Annotated in this window: 19 protein-coding genes; 15 read left to right on the top strand and 4 right to left on the bottom strand. The window is 37.8% G+C overall.

What is annotated here, in order from left to right:
• Nucleotides 1-199: 199 nt before the first annotated feature.
• Nucleotides 200-2,770, bottom strand: a complete 2,571-nt coding sequence (locus JHD79_RS13740; protein WP_199119876.1) for a zinc-dependent metalloprotease — start codon at nucleotides 2,768-2,770, stop codon at nucleotides 200-202.
• Between the two features lie 163 nt (nucleotides 2,771-2,933).
• Nucleotides 2,934-3,959: a DNA polymerase III subunit delta gene (holA, locus tag JHD79_RS13735; RefSeq protein WP_199119875.1), complete on the bottom strand. Its 1,026-nt coding sequence runs from the start codon at nucleotides 3,957-3,959 to the stop codon at nucleotides 2,934-2,936.
• A 181-nt stretch (nucleotides 3,960-4,140) separates the two neighbouring features.
• On the opposite strand from holA, the gene JHD79_RS13730 reads away from it, so the two are divergent.
• Nucleotides 4,141-4,599, top strand: a complete 459-nt coding sequence (locus JHD79_RS13730) for a type I restriction enzyme HsdR N-terminal domain-containing protein (RefSeq protein WP_199119874.1) — start codon at nucleotides 4,141-4,143, stop codon at nucleotides 4,597-4,599.
• Between the two features lie 31 nt (nucleotides 4,600-4,630).
• On the opposite strand, the gene JHD79_RS13725 is transcribed toward JHD79_RS13730, so the two are convergent.
• Both JHD79_RS13725 and JHD79_RS13720 read right to left on the bottom strand, forming a co-directional pair.
• Nucleotides 4,631-5,173: a hypothetical protein gene (locus JHD79_RS13725; protein ID WP_199119873.1), complete on the bottom strand. Its 543-nt coding sequence runs from the start codon at nucleotides 5,171-5,173 to the stop codon at nucleotides 4,631-4,633.
• Nucleotides 5,174-5,262: 89 nt separating this feature from the next.
• Nucleotides 5,263-7,926, bottom strand: coding sequence for a valine--tRNA ligase (locus tag JHD79_RS13720; RefSeq protein ID WP_199119872.1), 2,664 nt, complete (start codon nucleotides 7,924-7,926; stop codon nucleotides 5,263-5,265).
• Between the two features lie 300 nt (nucleotides 7,927-8,226).
• On the opposite strand from JHD79_RS13720, the gene JHD79_RS13715 reads away from it, so the two are divergent.
• The 14 genes from JHD79_RS13715 to JHD79_RS13650 all read left to right on the top strand — a co-directional run bounded on the left by JHD79_RS13715 (nucleotide 8,227) and on the right by JHD79_RS13650 (nucleotide 20,331).
• Nucleotides 8,227-8,865 carry a hypothetical protein gene (locus tag JHD79_RS13715; protein ID WP_199119871.1) on the top strand — a complete coding sequence of 213 codons (639 nt, stop codon included), beginning with the start codon at nucleotides 8,227-8,229 and terminating at the stop codon, nucleotides 8,863-8,865.
• Nucleotides 8,866-8,933: 68 nt separating this feature from the next.
• Nucleotides 8,934-9,626 carry a hypothetical protein gene (locus tag JHD79_RS13710; protein ID WP_199119870.1) on the top strand — a complete coding sequence of 231 codons (693 nt, stop codon included), beginning with the start codon at nucleotides 8,934-8,936 and terminating at the stop codon, nucleotides 9,624-9,626.
• Between the two features lie 98 nt (nucleotides 9,627-9,724).
• On the top strand, nucleotides 9,725-10,687 hold the full coding sequence (locus tag JHD79_RS13705; protein WP_199119869.1) for a HEPN domain-containing protein: 963 nt from the start codon (nucleotides 9,725-9,727) through the stop codon (nucleotides 10,685-10,687).
• 151 nt (nucleotides 10,688-10,838) lie between these two features.
• Nucleotides 10,839-11,369: a hypothetical protein gene (locus tag JHD79_RS13700; protein WP_199119868.1), complete on the top strand. Its 531-nt coding sequence runs from the start codon at nucleotides 10,839-10,841 to the stop codon at nucleotides 11,367-11,369.
• 177 nt (nucleotides 11,370-11,546) lie between these two features.
• Nucleotides 11,547-12,158 carry a GNAT family N-acetyltransferase gene (locus JHD79_RS13695; protein WP_199119867.1) on the top strand — a complete coding sequence of 204 codons (612 nt, stop codon included), beginning with the start codon at nucleotides 11,547-11,549 and terminating at the stop codon, nucleotides 12,156-12,158.
• A 168-nt stretch (nucleotides 12,159-12,326) separates the two neighbouring features.
• Nucleotides 12,327-13,160, top strand: a complete 834-nt coding sequence (locus tag JHD79_RS13690; RefSeq protein ID WP_199119866.1) for an AraC family transcriptional regulator — start codon at nucleotides 12,327-12,329, stop codon at nucleotides 13,158-13,160.
• Between the two features lie 99 nt (nucleotides 13,161-13,259).
• On the top strand, nucleotides 13,260-14,186 hold the full coding sequence (locus tag JHD79_RS13685; protein ID WP_199119865.1) for an SDR family NAD(P)-dependent oxidoreductase: 927 nt from the start codon (nucleotides 13,260-13,262) through the stop codon (nucleotides 14,184-14,186).
• A 212-nt stretch (nucleotides 14,187-14,398) separates the two neighbouring features.
• Nucleotides 14,399-14,941, top strand: coding sequence for a hypothetical protein (locus tag JHD79_RS13680; RefSeq protein WP_199119864.1), 543 nt, complete (start codon nucleotides 14,399-14,401; stop codon nucleotides 14,939-14,941).
• 191 nt (nucleotides 14,942-15,132) lie between these two features.
• Nucleotides 15,133-15,753, top strand: coding sequence for a dihydrofolate reductase family protein (locus JHD79_RS13675; protein ID WP_199119863.1), 621 nt, complete (start codon nucleotides 15,133-15,135; stop codon nucleotides 15,751-15,753).
• Between the two features lie 352 nt (nucleotides 15,754-16,105).
• Nucleotides 16,106-16,645, top strand: a complete 540-nt coding sequence (locus JHD79_RS13670) for a hypothetical protein (protein ID WP_199119862.1) — start codon at nucleotides 16,106-16,108, stop codon at nucleotides 16,643-16,645.
• A gap of 171 nt (nucleotides 16,646-16,816) precedes the next feature.
• Nucleotides 16,817-17,668: a hypothetical protein gene (locus JHD79_RS13665; RefSeq protein WP_199119861.1), complete on the top strand. Its 852-nt coding sequence runs from the start codon at nucleotides 16,817-16,819 to the stop codon at nucleotides 17,666-17,668.
• 211 nt (nucleotides 17,669-17,879) lie between these two features.
• Nucleotides 17,880-18,776, top strand: a complete 897-nt coding sequence (locus JHD79_RS13660; protein ID WP_199119860.1) for a cyclase family protein — start codon at nucleotides 17,880-17,882, stop codon at nucleotides 18,774-18,776.
• A gap of 76 nt (nucleotides 18,777-18,852) precedes the next feature.
• The gene (locus JHD79_RS13655) at nucleotides 18,853-19,182 is read left to right on the top strand and encodes a TfoX/Sxy family protein (RefSeq protein WP_199119859.1); all 330 of its coding nucleotides are present in this window, start codon (nucleotides 18,853-18,855) and stop codon (nucleotides 19,180-19,182) included.
• Nucleotides 19,183-19,194: 12 nt separating this feature from the next.
• Nucleotides 19,195-20,331: an NAD(P)/FAD-dependent oxidoreductase gene (locus JHD79_RS13650; protein WP_199119858.1), complete on the top strand. Its 1,137-nt coding sequence runs from the start codon at nucleotides 19,195-19,197 to the stop codon at nucleotides 20,329-20,331.
• Nucleotides 20,332-20,451 lie beyond the last annotated feature (120 nt).

The raw sequence follows: 20,451 nt of genomic DNA, 5'->3' as shown, positions 1-20,451 counted from the left end.
TTCTGCGCTCAAGTCAAACCAAACATTCGGGCCAACAACTATTTATCAGCATTCACCATATCCAAACGAGATTAATTTGGTGTTAAAATCCATGTAGCTAAAAATTACAGATTCCAATACTGTACACCTTGTAAAAGCAAATAAAAAATCCCTCTGAAAAAAATTCCAGAGGGACTAAAAAATTAAACTAAATCAAAGACTATTTCTTATCCAAAGCTTGTTGGATACGATCAGATAAATCTTCTAAATGGTATTTGCTCAGTGTATCTGACTGTGATGCAGCACTGGCTTTAATTGCTTTATCCAGTTCACGCAACTGTCCTTTCACTACCGAAACCGCATCTGTTTGGTTGGCAGTTAAACCAGATGGAGCTGCAGAACCCCTACCAAAGGTAGGTGCGGCTGCGCCAGCTGGGGCAGCAGGAGGATTAACAATCGAGATCAACCTGTCTACATAAGCTTTTTGTAAATTTCTGCGATATACATCAATTGCTGCACCGCCCTTCAATTCCGTAAAGATCGAAGCATTCAAATCTTTAAACAGGTCTGAAATTTTATAGGCAGCAGCACCATCGGCAGCCTCGGCGGCAATCAGGTTACCCAAAACCCTTGTCGACACGACACGAGATATAGCTGCATTCTGCAATTTAGAAACCACGACCAAAGGATTTTCATTGATGTTATCTAAAATAGATTGATCCAACAACCATTTTGGAGTAGTGAATACTTGTGCACTTAAGAAATTCAGTGCCTCTTTCTGCATAGCTGCAGGGGTACGCTCGTAAATCAAACCTTCCTGATCTACGGTTTTTGGATTTTCGTAAATACCCCCCACATTTTTGCTTACGTGGCCAATATAACGTCCAAACTGCGTAGTTAATTGGCCATACATATTGCCCAATTCGCTATAATCTTCTCCAGGTTGTTTAGTCCAAGTTTTTAAATTGGCCAAAATCACTTTCAGGTTCTTAATTCCATACTCACTTGCCTTCATGGCATTATCGCCCAAGTCTTCACTCTGTGAATGTGGGTCGTCTGGGTTGCTTTCGGTACCAAACCATAAGCGTCTGTTTTTAGCAGATTCTGTCGTCATCTTATCCAATATTTTCATATCCGATGCTACAGTTTTGCTGTCTGGGAAATACCTATATCCCCACTCAATAGCCCACTTATCATAATCTCCAATACGTGGATACAAACCTGTTTTACTAATGTTATCTTCTGGCTGGGCCACATAGTTAAAACGTGCATAATCCATGATAGATGGGGTATGTCCATTTTCCTCTACCCATTTTTTGTTGCGAAGATTTTCTACAGGTACCGTTGAGCTCGAACCATGGTTATGGCGCAAACCTAAAGTATGTCCCACCTCGTGCGACGACACAAAGCGGATCAGATCGCCCATTAGTTCATCGCTAAAGTTTACGGTACGGGCTCTTTTGTCTACCGCGGCAGTTTGGATAAAATACCAATCACGTACCAACTTCATTACATTATGGTACCAATTGATATGGCTTTCCATAATTTCGCCAGTACGCGGATCTGAAATACTTGGTCCGCTGGCATTAGGGATTTCTGAAGGTTTGTATACAATGGCCGAGTTACGGGCATCATCTAAACTCCAGGTAGAATCCTGCGCTTTGGTAGGAGCAATTTTACCAATAATGGCATTTTTGAAACCTGCCTTTTCAAATGCTTTTTGCCAATCATTAACACCAGCAATTAAATAAGGTATCCATTTCTTAGGTGTAGCGGGGTCGATATAGAAAATAATCGGTTTTGCCGGCTCTACCAGCTCACCACGTTTGTATTTGGCCATATCCTGAGGTTTTGGTTCTAACCTCCAGCGTTTTACCAATTCTATTTCTTTCACGCCCTGTGGATTGGCATCAAAATCAGTATAACCTACGGTGAAATAACCTACTCTGGGATCGAAATAACGTGGTTTCATTGGATTTTTAGGCAAGATCACCAATGAAGTATTAAGCTCTACCGTAACAGAACCAGAAGAAGCACCGGCACCCATCATGGCACCACCGCCGCCGCCACCCATACCTGAAGTGGCTGCTGTTTGGGCATATGTTTTAACCGTATTGATTTCTACATTGGTAGGAAAACTTCTGATATCTTGGATATAGCTTCTGTCTGCTTGCTGTGCGCCCATCCTATATCTGGTTTTGAACATAGGAGAACTGAAATAAAAGATGTCGTTATCACTATTCGCATAATCGGTAATATCGATTACGCTCCCTTTTTTATCGGGTGTATAGGCCGCAATATTAAAAGAAGCCGCAATAGGCTGTACGCTCGAATTCTTTAACGACTGGTACATAGAAGCCGTACTGTCTGCACTATAAGCCCTGAAACTTATCTTGCGCATAAAAATCCGGTTGTTTGGTCCTTTTTCGAAACGTATCACCGAACTACCGATCTGGTCACCAGCATACCCTTGGGCCGCCCTAACTTCTGCGCCCGACTTAGAAATACGGCTTACCACCAAAATATCCCTATTCAGGGTGCTATCGGCTATTTCAAAATAAAATTTGTCCTCAATTTTATGTGCGGTAATCATACCCTTACGTGTAAGCGCCTTGTTGGTAATTACCTGATCATAAGGTTTGGGTTGTGCCCTAGGTGCGGCTGCTCCAAATGCACCTGGAGCCCTACGGGTACTATCGGCTGGCGCAGCCCCCCCTTGGGTTGGTCGTTGAGCATGGGCAAAAGTTACCGCTCCAGCAACCAACAATAGTGTGAATAGATTTTTCTTCATTAATTTTTGAATAAGTTAATTGACACGTAAAAATAACGCTACTAAGAAGAAGTAGTGAGCATTAGCCATAACTTCTTAGTTACAAAAAGAGAATTGTCACGATTTCTATGTCCTTAACTTTCAAATACTACGGTCTATAAGATCGAATAAACCTACGAAGGTACTAATGTAGTACCTTAAAAATGAGTTCTTTTAGCAATTCCCCATCGCTTGTATTGCCTGTGCTGTCCAGGCCCTTACTTTTCAGGTCATATTCCCTCAACAAACTGATGATGTCAAAAGTCTTTCCAGGCCCATAGGTTTTAGCAGCCATTTCATAATCTTTAATAAAGTATGGATTAACCCCCAGCTCTTTGGGTGCATCGTTCTTATTGGGCAGATAATGGTACTTCAATATCTTGGTGAAATAGGAATTGAGGTTGGCCATGACCATGATCATGGGGTTCGCCTTTGGATTATTGGCAAAATAATTAATGATCTGGTTACATTTCAATACATTCCTACCGGCCAAAGCCTTTTGTAGCTCAAAAACATTATACTCTTTGCTAATCCCAATGTTACGTTGAATATGGTCTGTCTGTATAACCGTCTCCTTATCTATATTTAAACAGAGTTTTTCTACCTCGTTGGCAATCTTGGACAGATCGGTTCCCAGATATTCGGCCATTAGGGCCGCTGCCGGAGGGGCAATCTTATAACCTTTACTTTTAACGTGGTCCTCAATCCAGGGCATAAGCTTATAGTCGCGCACCGGATCGCTCTGAAAAACCAGACCGCTGCTATTAATGGCCTTATAAGTCTTTTTACGCTTATCAAAGTTGCCATACTTATAGGCAAAAACCAATATGGTGCTCGGCAGTGGCCTTTCAAAGTAGCTTTGTATAAATTCCGCTTCCTTACTACCGCCTTCGGTTTCTTTACTCCACTTTAAATCCTGTGCTTCCTTAACTACAATCAGCTGGTATTCCGACATCATCGGATAGCGCTTTGCCGCATTCAGAATGGTCGCCATATCTGTATCCTTACCATACAGTACGGTTTGGTTAAATCCCTTCTCTCCGTCAGAAAGGATAGATTGCTCCATATAATCGACAATCTGATCGATATAATAGGGTTCTTCACCCTGTAATAGATAGATGGGCTTAAATTTTCTCGCTTTTAATTCTTTAATTAGCTCCTCGGCAGTCATCGACGTAAAATTACAATTTTAGTTCCGAAAGTTATCGGAATACAATTTTAGTTTTTTTGCTGTTCATCGCTTCTTTTTGATCCAGGCCATCCATCCCCAAAACCTAGCTATGGTTGCAAGCCTTAACTTTCATTACTCATTTTTTGCTTTCTGCCCGATAACTTTCTACTTTTGGCCATAGATGTTCAAACCCACTCCGCTCAACCTTGCCCCCTATCCTTTTAAGATTACCCAAAAGGACAGCGTATTTTTTATATTTGACGAAATCAGGAAGAAGCATTTGGTGCTCACGCCCGAAGAATGGGTAAGGCAACACTTCATCAAATACCTCGTAAACGAAAAGTCTTTCCCTACCGCTTTATTACAAATTGAGGGAGGCCTGAACCTCAATCAGACCAAAAAGCGAAGTGATATCTTAGTTTATAACCAACAAGGCGAAAAACTCATGGTCATTGAGTGCAAGGCCCCATCTGTGGCCATTACCCAAGCCACTTTTGACCAAGCGGCAAGATATAACTCGGTATATAAGGCCAAATGGTTAGCGGTTACCAATGGCATAGACCATTACTATGCCCAAATTGACCATCAAAATGGCCACTTTTTATTTATAGAAGAACTGCCCGAGTACCGATTGTTATAAGTGATAACACGGGCAATTCCTAAGTAACCATTTATTTCACTGGCTTAACTGCCGTAACCGAAAAAGTATATTTGCCCAGGTCATACCCCTTAAAATCGGCCACCTTGATCAATTTCACATCGGCCCTTTTGCCCTGCTTGTACAACAGCCCTGTCAAAGTATAATTTTGGTTAGGTTTCAGCTCTTTTAACAGGTCATTTGGTACAATACCATCAATCTGTAATTGGATATAGTTCAATAAAGAACCTATTTTCCTATTGGTATCGTTATAGCCTGTAAATGTGGCAATTTTAAAAGATTGATCGTTCAATAAGGTATCCCTTAGTCCTTTTAACTGTAAAGGCATTTGGTTTAGAAATTCCTGCTCATTGCTCCACCTGATGACTTCATGTTTGAATTTATCGACGGTGGCATCTGAAACCTTTTCTCCAGTTGCCCAATCAGGATTTTGTGCGATAAAATCGCCTACCTTCTGCTCTACAAAAATGTCAGAAACAATAGGTTCATCTTTTGGCTTTCCATTTGAACAGGCAACTGCTGTAGCCACCACCATAAATAAGAATATTTTTTTCATCTGTCTATATTTTTTCAATTGTATTCATGAATCCTGCCCATTACAGGAAGCATGCGTATATTAAGGTTTCAAATTTGCTAAAAGCCCAATTACAATCCTGCCAAGCTCTCTTTAATGGTGGCTATTTTAGATTCTGCATCTGCTTTTTTATTACGCTCATTGGCTATAATTTCTGGTTTTGCATTTTGTACAAAGCGTTCGTTGCCCAATTTCGCATCCACCGATTTTAAGAAACCTTGCAGGTATTCCAATTCTTTGGTTAAACGTTCTTTTTCTGCAGCAAGATCTACATTCTCACTTAATTGGATAAAGAATTCATCTTTGCCCACCATAAAGCTTGCAGCCCCGGTCACTTTATCTTCTACCAACTTGGCTTCGCTTACATTGGCCAGTTTATAAACAATATTTAACCAGTTTTTATAGTTGACCTCAGAATTCACCTTAATGCTCAATGGCAAGGCTTCCTTTGGTGAAATTTGGCGGGTATTTCTTACATTTCTAATTTCAGAAACTAAACCTTTGATCAATTCGGCCTCTTTCAGCAAGGCGGCATCAACACTTTCTACAACCGGATAAGCAGCTACAATACAACAATCAAGTTCCGAACGTGTACCGAAAAGTTCGTCGTGGTACAGTTCCTCTGTAAGGAATGGCATAAAAGGATGCAGCAACCTCAATACCCGTTCAAAGTATTGAATAGTGGCCTGCTTCGTAGCTGCATCTATGGGCTGCTGATAGGCTGGTTTTACCATTTCTAGATACCAGGCACAGAAATCATCCCATACCAATTTATAGGTAGTGGTTAGGGCTTCCGATAAGCGGTATTGTTTAAAATCGGCCTCTATGTCAGTTAAGGCCTCATTAAACCTGTTTTCAAACCATACCATGGCCTGCTGGTTGGCATTCTCCAGATTTTCATCTACTTCCCATCCCTTTACCAAGCGGAAGGCATTCCATATTTTGTTGGCAAAATTCCTGCCCTGCTCACAATAGGCTTCGTCGAACATTAAATCGTTACCTGCCGGCGACGACATGAGCATACCAACCCTTACACCGTCTGCACCGTATTTGTCGATCAATCCAATCGGATCTGGCGAATTTCCCAACGACTTGGACATCTTACGGCCCAACTTATCGCGAACAATACCGGTTAGGTAAACATTGGTGAATGGCTTTTTGCCCGTAAACTCACGGCCGGCCATAATCATACGTGCTACCCAAAAGAACAAGATCTCTGGCGCCGTAACCAGATCATTTGTAGGATAATAATAGTTAAAATCTTTGTTCTCTGGATTTTTAAATCCATCGAAAACCGAGATTGGCCATAACCAAGAAGAAAACCAAGTGTCCATTACATCTTCATCTTGCTTAACAAATCCCGACAATTGGTGCTTAAACCCTACCTTATCTGTTTCAGCACCTATTTGATCTAAGTTTTTCTTCTTCCAAAATTCTTCAAGGGCCTCATCTTTTGTCTTGGCCACTACCCAATTGCCCTTATCGTCATACCAAGCCGGAATACGTTGCCCCCACCATAGCTGACGAGAGATGTTCCAATCGCGAACATTCTCCATCCAATGGCGATAGGTATTTTCAAATTTATTCGGGATAAGGTTAACCTCTCCATTTAACACATCGTCTAAAGCCGGCTGTGCCATTTCCTTCATCTTCACAAACCACTGCATGGAAAGCTTTGGCTCAATGGCCGCATCGGTACGTTCAGAAAAACCCACCTGCGACTTATAGTCTTCTACCTTTTCTAAATGACCTGCTTCCTCTAGCATTTTAGCTATTTTCTTGCGGGCAACAAAGCGGTCTTCACCTACCAGGATAACTGCCAACTCGTTCAGCGTGCCATCGTCATTTAAAATATCGGTAACTGGCAGATTGTGTTTTATCCCCAGTTCATAATCGTTAAGGTCATGCGCTGGCGTCACTTTTAAACAGCCGGTACCAAACTCAATATCTACATATTCATCTTCGATCACCGGAATTTCATGGTTCACCAAGGGCACAAAAACCTTCTTACCCTTTAAATGGGCAAAACGCTCGTCATTAGGGTTGATACAGATGGCCGAATCGGCCATAATGGTTTCCGGACGGGTAGTGGCAATGGTTAAAAACTGATCGGTTGTTCCCGAAATCAGGTATTTGATGTAATATAGCTTCTGGTTAACTTCTTTACGGATCACCTCTTCATCAGAAACGGCAGTTTTACCCGCAGGATCCCAGTTGATCATCCTCACGCCTCGGTAAATCCAGCCTTTTTTGTATAGGTGAATGAAACTATCGATCACCGCTTCAGACAAATCTTCTTCCATGGTAAAGCGGGTCCTGTCCCAATCGCAGCTGGCGCCCAGTTTTTTCAGTTGCTCCAAAATAATGCCCCCATATTTCTCTTTCCACTCCCAGGCATACTTCAGAAACTCTTCCCTACTGATGTCTTTTTTGTTGATCCCCTTTTCCTTAAGCATGGCCACTACCTTGGCCTCCGTAGCAATAGAAGCATGATCGGTACCAGGTACCCAACAGGCATTCTTGCCCTGCATACGCGCTTTACGCACCAATACATCCTGAATGGTATTGTTAAGCATGTGCCCCATATGCAACACCCCTGTCACATTTGGTGGAGGGATCACAATGGTATAAGGCTCACGTTCGTCGGGTTCTGAATGAAAAAATCGCTTTTCCAACCAGTAACTGTACCATTTTTCTTCTGTTTCCTGTGGATTGTATTTTGTAGCTATGCTCATTTATAAGGTCAAAAATTTGATGCAAAAATAGGGATTTGCTTGCTTAGTTTTTTGGTTATTTAGTTTTTTGGTTGGTTGGATGGTGGGCCATCATGCAAATTAGGATTACCGCCTTATTATCGTTAGCCCCGCTATTCGTTTTATTCCCATAAATCGGGATGCTTACTCTTACGTAAGGGAATATTAATAACGGGAAACTAAAATTTTAGAAAACTTCCGCCTATATTAGAATATCGGATGGCTTGAGGAAGTTATTGGAGAAAAAGATTCCGGTATATATAAATTATACACAAGCTTAAAATGACAAACACGAAAGACTGGGAAATAGACACATCATTCCTTGCCGACCATAAAAAAAGCGGTTGGACAGACGACTATTTTTCAGAAACGGCTGACGGAAAATATGGTGTTTACATCCATAGTATTGACGAGTGGAGAATGATGTCCTACGCTGGACTAATTGCCATTTATAGTGACAAGGAAAATTCAAAACCTTTAATAAATTCATCCGACACCTGGGTTTGGTTTGACAACGAAAAGACATTCGACTATGCTCCGCTTACAGACTGTTTTATTTTCAGAAAACCTGCATACAACAAAAACTCAAACCGACCTGACTTTCCATTTATACTTATTAAGCCGACAGAAAAAACTTTTGGTTTTATAGAATGGGATGCGACTTCAATTTATTATGGTTTTAATGAGGTAGATAAAGACAAGCTTATAATAAAGGAAGTTCACCCGAAGGACTTGGAAAATTTAAAGAGAACTAAACGAACTAATGAGATTATTGACTTAGCAACCATAGATTGGTTCAGCATTAAACATTTTGACAAAGCATTAAACATATATCATCGAGAAATGAAAAATCCTGTGCATAACAGCACCTTGCAAAAAGCGGGGAGAACGTGGTGGAAGAAACTTTTTGGCTCCGAATAAACATTTAGTATTAGCTTGACAGGGTGGTGCTCCGAAAGCTCCGCCTTCGGCAAGCTGCAAAACGTTAAGTGCAACTCTGGGCGCATAACCCTCATGGCACAAATCTTTCAGCTATCTACAATAACTCTAAACGAATTAGCGATTTTTTTGAAATGGCTTGTTATAATAATATTGTTAGGTTTTATGAGAATAATGACTATAACGTTGAAATTAAAAACCTCCAAAAAAGCAAATTTTGTTATAAATGTACAACCGCTGGAAATCCAGCAAATTATTCGTATTTTGAAGTAAAAAGGCAAGTCGGAACAGTAGAATTCGTTTTTGAAATCAGACATAATATCAATGTACAGTCATATCATAATATAGATACATTTACGACACCCGATATCTGTATAATAAAGCCAGATTCAATTATTGAAGATGATGACTTTTATGATAGTAAAATGAAATATTACTATGTTAAAAATAAGGAATTGGTTTCATTTTGCGAAGTCAAGAATTTCAATCCTTACCCTGAATTGCTTTTTAATTTTATTGGTGTTGTAAATGAACTAAGGCCTAACTTACTTAGAACAATAAATCGAAGTGGTTCACGACATCTTGCAACTACGTTAATGGTTTCAGGAAAATCAAATAAGCATGCTGATAAAATAATAAAGAATTTACAAAGCAGATATCATATCAATGTGCTATCTGATTTATTCAATATAGGAGGTGTTACATTTAGTCGACATACTATAAATCGAGTTAAAACAGTATAAAATAACTGCATTTAACACTGGCAGGAAATTTATCTTTAACCACCAAACTAATAATGAATATTCAATACCAACTTGGCAAATATTAATAACAACTAGAAATGATAAATGAAGGAAAATATACTTTTAAATCGTATGCCATTGTTCTGAATGCGGATAGGACTGTTTTAAAATTAAACCCAGCACTCAAAAAGTTAGGTTATGAATTCGAATGGATTGACGAGACAGAACTTGAAGCTAATTTCTCTGAAATATTTAACGTTCCCAAGAGCAATGAACGACCACTCACAATAATGATTGGTAGAGAATTTAAAGGTATATCCCACGAACTACATAATGCACTTGTACATACACCTCCATTTGGAGAAATTATGCATATGGAGTTCCCCGGAATCTTACTGCTGTATAAATTGAAAGATTTCGATATAACTGGAGACATAATGGATTCCACAATTGAGCACATAGAATTCAAGACCTTTTTTGATTTTGCTAATGACCTATTGTTGCAAATGAGACTCTTCAAGATTGGAGAGATACGATATTCTCAATTTTTCAATATCACTTCAGAAACAAGACAAATTGGTTTAAGAAAGACAGGGATTTCGATTGGTTCAAGAGGCGATTACACATTAACAGATGAGGAAGCGGAAAAATTATCCAACGAATTGATTATAAAATATGAGACTAATAATTTGACTGAACTTTCAATTAAAAATTTCAATGTAGTTTATGATCTTCCAGACGTAAGATTGCGTTTCATAACTTTAGTAACCTGCCTAGAAAGTTTGTTTAACTTTGGTAAAGAGCAAATTGCGCACACTATTTCAAGGCATTTATCAATCATTCTTTCAGATAACAAGGAACAATTCAAAGAAAACTATAAACGAATTAAGAAACTTTATAACACAAGAAGTTCAATTGTTCATGGCGGAGATTATACAGGCGACATAATTAAGGACTATCTTGAACTTTCAGACAAAGTTAGAGTAGCCATTAAATATTGTAATGTTCCTAATATGACAAAAGAGAATCTATTCGAAGACTTAAATTCGAGCGGATTTTAAAGGCTACGAAATGGCTAGCTGCACTTAACAAGGGTTTTACAAAATTGGCGGAAATTCATCTTCAACCTGTTATATTGCCTAGAAAATTAATGCAAGCCCACCAACTTCGGCAACACCCGAACCGTTATAAGCAATAGTCTGAACTACTAATATGAAAACGATAATACACCCGAAAATAGCCTCGTCACTTCTCCTAAATGGAAATCCATTGACGGATTTAATAGTTTTGGAAAATTTGGGTATAGACGGTGGAGAAATTTGGGATAAAGAAGTAACGATTTTGAGCTGCGATATTGAAAACCTAACTTGTATAATGGTCTATTTTGATAAGCCGGTGACCTTTAAAAATTGCCACTTTAAGAACGCAGTATTCAACTTTTCATATTTCCAAAAAGGATTACTTATTGAAGATTGTGTTTTTGATAATTATCTTGATTTCGAAGCGGGCGGACACAATGAAATAGGCGCTCCAATTATTATTAAAAACAATGAATTTAAAGAATTTGTAAATTTCTGCGACTGCTGGTTTACGGGCGAAGTCGAAATTACCAACAATCAGTTTGTTAAAGGGACTAACATTGCTAGCAAAGACCAATATTTGACTTTCGATATACCGCCAGTTTTTCAAGAAAACATTGGAACAATAAATATTGAGAGTGAGTGTAGAAAAGAAGAACAATAAATACTACTGCCTATAACAACAGGTTTAAGTTAAGCCTCGGGCGAAGTGAGAACACTGGAATTTGAAGCTATTTATTAGATTAATGATATGGATAATTTGTGCAAGTAATAAGACTCAACTTAAACCTGCAAAACGTTAGCTGCAAGCATTCCAAAATACCGCTTAACATTGACAATTATGAATTTTGACTTTACAGAAAAATATATTTTAGAAAACGACTTTGTTTTATTAAGGCCTTTGTGTGTTTCAGACAAAGAAAACCTAATAAACTTTGCAATTAATGAACCCGAAATTTGGAAGTTCAATATTAATGGAGGAAACGGAAAGGAAAATTTTGACACCTACTTTGACACAGCAGTAAGATTATTTAAAGAGAAAAATCATTACCCTTTTATTGTTTTTGACAAAAGAAATAATGAATATGTAGGAATGACACGACTTTACGAAATCTCTAACGAATTTAAACGTCTTGACATTGGGTTTACTTGGTATGGAAAAAAATTTCAAGGAACTGGACTAAACAAAAACTGCAAATATCTTCTTTTAGAGTTTGCCTTTGACAAACTACAAATGATAAGAGTAGGTTTCGGAGCAAACAGCAAAAACGAAAGAAGTATAAACGCAATGAAAAGTATTGGATGTAAGGTTGAAGGAATATTAAGACAATTCAGTAAAGATGCTGATGGAAAAGTTATTGACGCTATTAAATTGAGTATTTTGAAAGACGAATGGGAAGAAAACGTAAAAAATAATTTAAAGGAACAAATTGAAAAATATGCCAGCAGCTAACACGGGTTTTGCGTCAGGCGGACTGACGTGCAAACTTGAAGCTTTGTGCTTCTATTCAAGTTTAGTGCCGGTTGACAGTTTAGTGCTCCGAAACCAGCCCGAACGCAAAGCCCGAACCGTTAGCGGTCATGTAAGACACCACGACTATTAAGCCACGAACACTAAAAAATGATAATAGACAGAAAATATTTTAACCTCAATAATAAATGTGCCATTGAAAAAATAATCATCAAGCCACCAATCAGACTTGGCTCAGTTTTTCAAGACGAAGCCTGTTTTACTTACCTTAAAGAAGGGGAAATGTCTTTAACTTCTCCAACTGATGATCTATCTATTCAAGCAGAGGAAAGCGTTTTACTTAGGTGTGGCAACTACTTCTCAAACGCTATTCAAAAACATCCTGACAAGACTTGTGAAGTTTATGCTGTTCATTTATATCCGGACATTTTGAAGGAATTATACAAAAATGAATTTCCAAATTTCATAAAAAGCGATGCTCACAAACCATATATCAGGAAAATAGAAAAACAAGGAGTGATAACCCATTTTATCCAAAACCTTGATTTTTACTTTGAAAACCCAAACCTGGTTACAGACGATTTGCTTAAATTAAAAATCAAAGAACTCATCCTGTTACTGTTGCAAACAGACAATGCAGAAAATATCATTACTTTAATCTCTCATTTATTTAATCCAAGACAAGCAGGTTTATTTGAGGTAGTAGAGGCACATGTATACTCATCTATTTCTATTGTGGATTTAGCCCGTTTGACGGGGAGAAGTCTCTCAACTTTTAAGAGAGATTTTGAAACACAATTTAGTGACACGCCAGCCAATTATATTAAAGAAAAGAAATTGGAAAAGGCTCTTGAGCTCCTCCAATCAACCGAGTTATCTGTATCAGAAATTTGTTTCGAAGTTGGGTTTCAGGACACTTCACATTTCACAAAAACCTTCAAACAAAAGTTTAATCAAACCCCTTCTGAGTATCGCAAGAAGTAGTTGAACCGAATTGACCAGTTTTTGAACTTTACAGCCAAGTTTTAATTTATTTTAGGCTTCATTTTTGCCTCATGATATTCACTGATAAAAGACGATAAAATGAACGAAAGTATATTAATAACCGGAGCAAATATTGGGCTTGGCAAAGAGACTGCCCGACAATTAGCCTTGAAAAAAGAAACAAAAAAGGTAATTCTTTTTTGTAGAAACCAAGCGAAAGCCGAAGCAGCAAAAAAAGACCTTGAGGCGCAAACAGGGAAAAAGATTTTTGAAATTATTATTGGGGACGTTTCAGATGCAAATTCCGTAAGAAAAGCGGTAGAAAAAATAAAAGAACCTATTGATGCAGTAATTTTAAATGCAGGTGGAATGGTGGGGAAAACGGCTGCAAAACTTACGCCTTCAGGTATGAATGAATTGGCTGCTACCAATATCTTAGGTCATGTAATTTTAGTGGATGAATTAATAAAACATGATAAGTTAAGAAAAGCAGTATTATATCCCAGTGCGGAAGCTGTGCCGGGAGTAAAGATGCTCGGAATGAAACCAGTCGCCATGAAGACTTCTTCTGTAGATGAGTTTGCTGCTGTTCTGGATGGAACATATTTTGGTAATAAATTTGATGTCACTCAAGCATACGGATACGTTAAATATGTAGCAACCATGTGGATGTTATCGATGGCAAGAAAATACCCTGAACTCAAATTTGTTGTTGTGAGCCCGGGGAACACAAAAGGAACTCTTGCACCGGATAATCTTCCTCCGGCCATGAAATTTATGTTGAAGAATTTTATGATGCCCATTGTATTCCCATTGATGGGGGAAATGGTGCATAAGCTGGAAGTAGGTGCAAAACGGTTTGTAGATGGCATTTCAGATGAGCGTTATAAAAGTGGTGTTTTTTATGCTAGTAAAAAGGGTAAGTTATCGGGTGACATGGTAGACCAAAGTACTTTTTTTGCTCCTTTAAGAAATTCTACATTTCAAGACAACGCTGACAAAGCAGTACATCGTTTTATAAAATAAATATTACGAAATACAAGAAAACAACGAACCGCTAACATGGGGTTTATGAAATGTGGGCTGACGTGCTTGATTGAACGTTAGTGCTTTTTATTTATATTTGTAGTAGCTTGAAAGTGAGAGCTTCTAAATCCCCCAGTTCATATAGCTCCGAAACCGTTAGCGGCAAGCCTACCAGAAGTTACAACAAACAACAAATTTGAAGTGAGCCTAAAATGACTGACCAACAAATAGACCAGTCCATCGAGACAAACAAATTAAAACTTACTGCTTGGGGAAAGTTTGAACATTATGGCATTGTGTTTTTTCTTTTTTTCATTCCAATTGTACCACTTTTTCTTTATTTCAAAGACTTGTTGAATGGAAATTCAAAAGAGATTAATGGAGGAATGCTTTTGTTTACAATTATTCCTTTTATACTTGGACTTCTATTTTATAGACTTCAACGCAATAGACTAAACTTCAAAATTGCAGAAACAAATTTGACAAGAGATGAACTCGACAAAATAATCCATCAGGTTTCGATAGAACTTAAATGGACAATTATTACATCCAACAAGAGAATTATAGAAGCAAAGACTTTTCCGAGTTTCTTTTCAGGAAGTTGGGGCGAACAGATCACAATACTTTTCGACAACAAAAGAGTATTAGTAAATAGTATTTGCGACCTTGACAAACGAAGTTCAGTAGTATCAATGGGACGAAATAAAAAAAATACCAATAGGCTAATTGACGAAATTGAAAAAGCCAGTCGCTAACAAGATATTGCCAAAAGCGGGGTCAAACAGCTTCGATTGGGCACTTGTGCAGGGTTCAACATTCGTTCTTTGATTGAGATTTAGCACTAAAAATCTTCACCTTCGCCAAGCCCAGAACCGTTATAGGACAACAGTTCCAATAATTAGAAAACAGACAAAAACAACTTAAAAAACAAATATAAAAGTAAAATATGAGCAAAATAATATTCGACAGTGGAATATCTCTTGATGGCTTTTTCGCAGGAGATCACAGAAGTCCTGAAAATCCTATGGGTGGGGTTTCTGGACAAATTCACTCATGGATGTTTAATCAAAAAGCCTTCTGGGAGTATTTGGGATTAGAAGGCGGTAAAGAAGATGGACCTGATGGCAAACTTATTAGAGAGACGATTGAACGGACAGGTGCATTCATTATGGGAAAACGTATGTTTGAGGAAGGCCAAGCCAGTTGGCCGAATGACCTATATAAAGCTGATGTTTATGTATTAACACACGAAAAAAGAGAACCTTGGGTTCAAGAAGGAACCACAACTTTTTACTTTATAAATGATGGAATAGAAAGTGCCTTAAAGAAAGCAAGACAATCGGCAAAAGGAAAGGATATAAGAATACAAGGTGGAGCAAACACTATTCAACAATTTCTCAACGCCGGACTTGTGGAAGAGTTTTTTATTCACATTGCACCTGTTTTCTTAGGAAGCGGTATCCGACTCTTTGACGGCATTGACAAAGGCAAATATGACCTACAAATTGAAGAGGTAATACCGTCAAAACTGACAACCCATATAAGATACAAACTGTCAAAGAAATAAAAACAACAACCCTCTAACATCGGTTTGGCTATATAGTGGCAGCCGAACCTTCATTCGTAATTCTAGACTACCCCACCTATCCAAAAACACTACAGTTTCTGATATGTATCTTCCCATTTGATGGTATCAAAATGATGTCAACATACCAAATAACCCCAGGAATATTAAAATTTATTAATGCCAGTTCTTTAAAAATCGGAAAAGTGAATGCAAAACATTTGAGTGCTACGAAATAAAAACCGCAGAAAATCCATCTCCAACCTTGTAGATCTTTTAGTAGATTTATCTTAACCAAATCCTTCGCCAAACCCAAAACCCTTAGCGGTAAGCTTAAACCAGAAACATAGACACAATGAAAAAAATTTTACCAGTACTAATTTTCACCATGCTATTTGTAGGACAAACATTTGGGCAATCTAAAATGGTGGTTGGACAGCAACACAGCATTCTTGTAGAAATTCCTAAAAATTGGCTTCAAGCTCAAAACGATCAATTACCATTTTTCATAAAGCCCGATCAGAAAGAGATCAGTAATGAAACCTATATGTATGTTTATGGGATCGACTATAATGACAAACCTGAATTAAGTGGTTGGGTAAATGGGAACAACGACTACATTTCAGAAAAATTTAAGGGAGTTAAAATCGACACTTTAGATCACAAATTTGAAAACATTAAAAAAACCGATTATTCGACTGGAAATTACCTGGTCATTAATTACCAATATCCAAACGGAAGAAATGAGGTTATACTTGTGGTTGAATGCAAATCAACGATTGTAACAGCGGTATTATCGACAAAGGATAGGAAAGAATTAAATGCACTTCTGCCTTCATTTATTGAATTATCGAAATCTTTAAAGATACTTGGAACAACATTGAAAGAGGAATAAATTCGGCCGTTAATAGGAGTTTACTTTCGATGAGGGCTTCGTCATTTGCATCAAGTGTACTGAATGCAAAATTCAACCTCAATACTCCAATTTCTTAACCGAATGTAAAACCCCAAAACTTTATGCTATATTAAAAAAATCTACATTTTTAGCGTAACACAATAAATAGAAATGAAACATTTTAAACTGACATTTATAGTTTTTGGACTTTTTCTTTTCGGCTGTAACCAAACAGGTAACAAAAATGCATTAGCATTCAATGAAAAATTGACTGATACCGCGAAAAGTCAAACAGCACAACAAGAAAATGCTAAAGAGCACGGCCAACTTGAAGACAAAGAAATAGACAGCACCAAAAGTGTTATAGCGTTATTCAAGACAAAAAATCTGGACAAAATTTCAGACAAAATCAGTTTCCCACTTTACAGACAGTATCCAATTCCACCAATTAAAGATAAAGACGAATTTAAACAGCGGTTCAATGAAGTTTTTGATAAAATTCTGATCGAAAAGATTGCTAATTCCAAAATCAAACAATGGACAAAAGTGGGTTGGCGGGGAATTATGCTAGACAACGGTGAGGTGTGGATGGCCAATGCTGATGGGATAATAACCGCTGTAAACCATCAAAGCAATTTTGAAAAAAAACTAAGGAAAGATTTGATTGACAAGGGAAAAGAAAACTTATACATTTCATTAAAAACTTTTGAAAGTCCGATTTTCAGCATAAAGACGAAAAATTATTTGATTAGAATTGACGAGCTAACTAATCAAAAATACAGATACGCATCTTGGAAAATAGGCGAAAAAGCATCTTCAAAACCCGACATTATTATAGATAACGGAAAATTAGAATTTGAAGGAAGCGGAGGAAATCACGTGATTACTTTTGTTAAAGGAAATTACACGTACAAAATTTACAGAAATATTATTGGAGAAGAAAATACGCCTGATATTAAACTTGAAATTGAAAAAGGAGGACAAATCATTTTAGCAGAAGACGGAAAACTAATAATTGAATGAAAAACGGCTAACAAGATTTTATCTACAATACTACTTTATGGTTTAATGAGGTGGACCAACGTATGAACTTCAACTTTTTATTATAAATTTAACATTAGTGCGGGGCTTAAAATTTGTGATAAAAATTAGCCTCATCACTCAACTAAAAACCCTTAACGATCGCTGTACCAACTGGCTACAAAAATAGAAAGAGACAAAAAGAATTGCACTTATGGACAAAAGAGTAAAGTTTGACTTTGAAATTTATTTTACAAATGGAGGAAGCCTAAAAGGTGAAGACTTTCGACTTGACATATTAGGCGAAAATATTTCAGATCAAGAGCTTGCCGACTATCTTGTAGCCGATTTGAGGCTACTTATGGTTGGACAAACTAAAATTATGAATAAAGAAATTTTTAGCGAACCCCATAAGAGAAAACCAGTTAACGAAAAAATTGAGGCCAATTTATTAATTGATTTAAGCCATACCATAGCACATGGACTGGTCACCTACAAAGGTTTACCAGCACCCATTATTTGCGATTATTTGAGTAGAGAAAACTCGAAACAGTTTTATGCAGAAGGAACTGAATTTCAAATTGGAAAAATTGAAATGGTGGCCAATACAGGAACTTACGTAGACTGTCCGTTTCATAGATTCGAAAATGGCAAAGACCTTTCGGAAATTGGTTTAGAATATTTTACAGACCTTGACGCCATTGTAATAAATGTTCCATTTTCAGAAACATTAGCAATCACAGCAGCACACCTAAAAAATCACGAAATTAGAAATAGGGCCGTTTTAATACATACCGGTTGGGACAGCCATTGGAATACTGAAAAATATTATGAGAACCATCCCTATTTAACAGAAGAAGCTGCCAAGTATTTGAGAGATGCCAACGTTAAATTAGTGGGCATTGACTCTCACAACATCGACAACACATCTGGAAAAACACGGCCCGTTCACACCACACTTTTAGGTGCAGAAATATTGATTGTCGAACATCTTTGTAACCTTTATTTATTACCCAAAGACGGTTTTACTTTTAGTGCCATTCCGCCGAAATTTAAAGGAGTTGGCACATTTCCAGTAAGAGCTATGGCAAAATTGACAAAAAGCAATTAAAGAAACGAGCAACCAACATCATATTGCAACTCAACAAATAACTTATAATCCTCAATTTAAACTCAACAACTAACCCATGGCTTCAGACAAAAATTTTGTGGACTTTGTTTTAGAACAAATCAAAAATGCAGGAGAAATAACCGCTAAAAAAATGTTTGGCGAATATGGCCTTTACGCTGATGGAAAATTATTCGGACTGATTTGCGACAACAAATTATTCATAAAACCAACCCATTCGGGACGAGAATTTATTAATCATGTCACTGAAGCCTCTCCATACGAAGGAGCAAAGCCAAGTTTCCTGATAGAAGACAAAATTGAAGACAGTGATTGGCTAAGTGAACTCATCAGAGTTTCAGTTAGAGAATTGCCACCGCCAAAACAAAAAAATAAAATCCGGAATTAAAATACATTTCATATGAATTTATTAAGCCATAAAAAAGTAGCCATTATCGGTGCTGGGCCCGTTGGGTTGACCATGGCCACATTGCTACAACAAAACCACATTAACATCACTGTTTACGAAAGAGATACCGATCCCCAAGCAAGAATTTGGGGCGGCACACTTGACCTTCACAAAGGTTCAGGCCAGGAAGCCATGAAAAAGGCAGGATTGCTACAAACCTATTATGACCTGGCATTGCCTATGGGGGTACATTTTGCCGATGAGAAAGGCAATATTATTTCCACGAGAAACCCAAGCCCAGAAAACCAGTTTGACAATCCCGAAATAAACAGAAATGCCCTAAGAAAAATGTTGCTCGACAGTTTGAAGAATGACACCGTTATTTGGGACAGGAAACTTATAGGACTTGAAGAGCAGGAAGGAAAATGGATTTTGCATTTTGAAAACAAACCTGATGCCGATGCAGATTTTGTGATCATCGCCAATGGCGGAATGTCAAAAGCAAGAAACTTTGTTTCCAATAGCGAAGTAGAAGAAACAGGCACTTTTATTATTCAGGGCGATATTCATCAACCTGAAGCTAATTGCCCTGATTTTTTTCAGTTATGCAATGGGAACCGACTAATGGCCGCACATCAAGGAAATTTATTTGTGGCAAATCCATTCAACAATGGCGCCTTATCTTACGGTATCATTTTCAAGAAACCAGAAGAATGGAATGACCAAACAGGATTAAACCTTCAACATACCAACAGCGTAATCGAGTTCCTTTTAAACAGATTTTCAGATTGGAGCAATGAATACCAACAGTTAATTCGCGCAACAACTTTTTTTGTTGGTTTGCCGATAAGAAAATTTCCATTGGACAAGCCCTGGAAAAGCAATCGTCCCTTGCCCATAACGCTAATTGGCGATACGGCTCACTTGATGCCACCTTTTGCAGGGCAAGGTGTAAACATTGGACTGATGGATGCCTTAATCCTATCTGAAAACCTCACGAACGGAAAATTTGAAACCATACAAAATGCTATCGACCACTATGAACAAAAAATGTTTGCCTATGCAACAAAAGCACAGGTGGAATCGAGCAGGAACGAAATAGAAATGCGTAATCCCAACTTTTCCTTTCAACAACTTTTTAATGTGTAAAAGTTTGTTTGATTATCCGTATCTCAATAAAACTTATGATGCAGGTGTCAACAGAAAAGGGTATGAGTTAGGAACAATTGCGATTTTAAACAGGCGTGATACGCAAGGACAAAAAGACAT

Source organism: Pedobacter sp. ASV28 (assembly GCF_016428855.1).
In the GTDB taxonomy this organism is placed as follows: Bacteria; Bacteroidota; Bacteroidia; order Sphingobacteriales; family Sphingobacteriaceae; genus Pedobacter.
Note: the sequence above shows the minus strand (reverse complement) of the source record. Positions and strands in the feature narration are given on the sequence as shown.